Source organism: Streptomyces sp. NPDC054841 (genome assembly GCF_053611045.1).
In genome coordinates this window covers 1-3,217 of sequence record NZ_JBSGZO010000709.1, presented here as the reverse complement: position 1 = coordinate 3,217, position 3,217 = coordinate 1, and the positions used below count along the sequence as shown (strand labels likewise).

The 3,217-nt window shown below is 67.1% G+C and carries 3 protein-coding genes; all 3 read left to right on the top strand.

Annotated elements, in window-relative coordinates; translation table 11 throughout:
• Positions 1-875: 875 nt before the first annotated feature.
• The 3 genes from ACWGI8_RS42085 to ACWGI8_RS42075 all read left to right on the top strand — a co-directional run bounded on the left by ACWGI8_RS42085 (position 876) and on the right by ACWGI8_RS42075 (position 3,162).
• Positions 876-1,247, top strand: a complete 372-nt coding sequence (locus ACWGI8_RS42085; RefSeq protein WP_453668740.1) for a hypothetical protein — start codon at positions 876-878, stop codon at positions 1,245-1,247.
• Between the two features lie 65 nt (positions 1,248-1,312).
• Positions 1,313-1,870, top strand: a complete 558-nt coding sequence (locus ACWGI8_RS42080) for a hypothetical protein (protein ID WP_453668739.1) — start codon at positions 1,313-1,315, stop codon at positions 1,868-1,870.
• A gap of 113 nt (positions 1,871-1,983) precedes the next feature.
• Positions 1,984-3,162, top strand: coding sequence for a DUF932 domain-containing protein (locus ACWGI8_RS42075; protein WP_453668738.1), 1,179 nt, complete (start codon positions 1,984-1,986; stop codon positions 3,160-3,162).
• The last annotated feature ends 55 nt before the right edge of the window (positions 3,163-3,217 follow it).

The window sequence follows — 3,217 nt, the reverse complement described above, 5'->3', positions numbered from 1 at the left end:
GCCTCCGGCAGCCGAATACTCGCGTTGCTCGTTTCGCGCGTCCCCGCGCGAATTGCCCGCCTCCGGCGGGGTGTTATGGAATTTGGCCTCCGGCCAATTTCCAATAACGTGCGTGCCTCCGGCACGAAAAGAAAAGGGGCGGGTTTTGTTTTATGGGTGGGGAGTTGGGGTTTTAGTTGAGGGGAATTCATGTGCGGTGCGTGGGAAGGGTGTTTCGGGGAATCTCCGATTCTCCGAAAGGGGAAGGGAATTGATTGGTATTCCGTGGGAGAAAGTAAACCACGGAATACCGGAGAGGGGCAGGGCCCCTCCGGGGCCCAACCCCCTTGGGCGCGGGGAGTTGGAAGAGCCGGGGCTCAGGGGGGGGTGCCTGCCTCCGGCAAGGCGCCCCCCGCCCGGACAAGCCGAGCCAGGGTCCGGAGGAAAAGCAAGGTGGGGAGGGCGGGCGAGCAACTCCACCCCACCACCACCCCAGTCGCTACACAGGGGTCGATGCGGCCCCACGCGCCCCACCCGGCGAGCGCGGCGGCGGAGCCGACGCGCAGCCACCCCTAGGCCGTGCCCGATCGCCGAGGCCGCCGCCCGACCACACCCGCCCCCATCCTTACTCATCCTTCTACCGGTGCGGGAAAGTGGCAGCAGAGGGGATGTCAGCGGGCCGACCACACGCCCGCAGGCCGTTGACCTGGCATGACGCGGAGGCTGGCCGCCAGGCCGTGCAACATCCAGCGCAACACCTGACGCAACATCATGACGCAACATCTACCGCAACTCGGAGCGCAACGGGTCTTCCCCCCAGCGATCACATCCACTATTATTTGAAGTACCGGGGGAGGCGACTCCCGGGAACCGCAAGAACCAACGAAGGGGAAAACATGGAAATCCAGATCTCTGACGGAATCGTCCGCCGTGTGCGTGGCGGCCAGAATGCCCCCATGACCGGCCTTGCCATTCAGGCCCGCACGATTGCGAACTTCCTGCCCCTGATGTGCCAGCGGGCAGGAGCGAAGATCGTGCACAACTCCGACGCGAACTACACCGGGGTTCGCTTCGACACCACGGTTGGCCCCGTGGTGCTGGAAATGCCGACGGGTGACGGTGTTTACCGGCTCATTCACGAACTGATCGAGCCGGACGCGAAGGGGCGCACCGAAGTGGAGTTGGTGCGATTCCCGCAGATCTACAAGCCCACTGGAATTGCGCTCCTCACGGCCGAGTTTCTTCGGACGCGTGGGTTCCTGAGGTGATCGTCCGGGGCGCCCGGACGGGGCGCCCCCTTCCGCCCGGCATCACCGAGAGGAGAAGGGAAGCCATGGAGAACACGCGGATCACTGAGCAGGTCGAGGAGCCCGGAGCGCCGCTTTCGGTAGCAGAGCGGGAGCAGGCCGGATATGCGTTGCGGCAGTTGGCGCGCAGCGAGCGCGATCCGGAGGCGCTGCGTGTCCCGTATGAGCAGCTGGAGTTGGTCCGGCCGTTCTTCGAGTTGGGTTGGGCGATGGGTGTGCGCACTGGTCACACGGGCCCGGCGATGGCTGATGTGCCGGTCGACCGTGCGACGGTGGCGCGTGCGTTCGTGGTGCTGATGTCCGAGCGGGTAGCGGATGGGCTCGTGATCGCGGTGGCGCGGAGTCTGGACCCGCAGCACGCTGGCCCGGTGCTGTGGCAGAAGGTCAGGTACCACGGCAGCGTGACGCGGCGTCATGGTACGTACTGGGTCAACGCGATCCACGCCCATGCCGACCCGTTCGGCGAGGCCCCCACGCTGCGCTACGACCTGTGCGAGATGCACGGTGTCGCGCCCGTGCCGATAGTCACGAACGTACGGCGCGAGAGCCTGACACCTCTGCCCGATTACCGCACGCTGGTCTAAGTGTGCTGGTCAGGGGTGGGTTTACTCACCCCTGAGACACACTATTATTGAAGTTGTCCGGGGCGATGGCCCCGTCCCGGACCGCAGAAAGCCAACACGAAGGGGAACACCGCATGACTCAGCAGTACGCCGAGCGCGCCACGAACGTAGCCCCCACTGGTGCCCGAAACGCCGAACTCTCCGACTTGGTCCGCATCCTGGAGGACCAGCAGCGCCGGAAGCTGGACGTGATCGCCCCCGCGTCCGCGCTGCGGTTCCGTGAGGGCAACGTGCACGTCGAGGGTGTCGAGTCCCTCATCACCGAGGACGGTGTGACGGAGGTCGACGGGATCTACCGGCCCACCGCCGTCGCCGACGAGGGGATCTGCGACAAGCTGCGTATCCCGCTCGCCTATCTGCGCCGCATGCGCGCCGAGAACGTCCCGCTCCTGGACGAGAACGTGAACGCGTGGCTGCGGCAGGAGCCGGAGCGTCGGTTCATGCTCCGCGCGTTCCGGGGCGAGAACGGCCCCGGCATGCCGCCCGCCGAGGGCGTGGCCCGTGCGCTGCTGTCCGACAGCTACAAGCTCATGGACAACTTCGACATGCTGCTCGCCGCCCTGGATGGGGTGCAGCAGTCCGGCCACCCCACGCGGGTGACGGGGTGTGACCTGACCGATCGGCGCATGTATGTGCGGGTGGAGTCCGAAGCGGTCGCCATCCAGGCCCGCGCGCTGCTGCGCGGCTACCGCTCCCCGTTCGACGGCCGCAGCGGCGACGAACTGCCGATGATCTCGGCCGGTTTCGTCATCACCAACAGCGAGGTCGGTTCCGGGGCGTACACCATCACCCCGCGCGCGGTCATCCAGGTGTGCCGCAACGGCCTGACCATGGCCAAGGACGTCATGCGCGCCGTCCACCTCGGAGGCAAGCAGGACGAAGGCGTGGTGTCCTGGTCCGGGCAGACCCAGCGCAAGACGCTGGAACTGATCACGTCCAAGACCGCCGACGCCGTGCGCACCTTCCTGTCACGGGAGTACGTCGAGGCCAAGGTCTCGGAGATGGAGGCCGCCGCCGGTAGGACGCTCAGCGAGCCGACGAAGACGATCGAGCACGTCACCAAGACGCTCAGCATCGGAGCCGAGGCCAAGGACATGATCCTTGCTCACTTCATCCGGGGCGGGCAGATGACGGCCGGGGGCGTGATGCAGGCCATCACGTCGACCGCGCAGACGCTCACCGACGCCGACCAGGCCGCCGCCCTGGAAGCGCTCGCGGTTCCCGCGCTCACGGCCGCCGCCGCGCACGGCTGACAGACCCCCGTGCGGGCCGGGACCCTCCCCCCGGACCGGCCCGCACAGGCCCACC

What these genes read in the sequence shown, in the direction of transcription:
- ACWGI8_RS42075 (WP_453668738.1), top strand. Translation starts at nt 1,984, where the DNA reads ATGACTCAGCAGTACGCCGAGCGCGCCACGAACGTAGCCCCCACTGGT.
- ACWGI8_RS42080 (WP_453668739.1), top strand. Translation starts at nt 1,313, where the DNA reads ATGGAGAACACGCGGATCACTGAGCAGGTCGAGGAGCCCGGAGCGCCG.
- ACWGI8_RS42085 (WP_453668740.1), top strand. Translation starts at nt 876, where the DNA reads ATGGAAATCCAGATCTCTGACGGAATCGTCCGCCGTGTGCGTGGCGGC.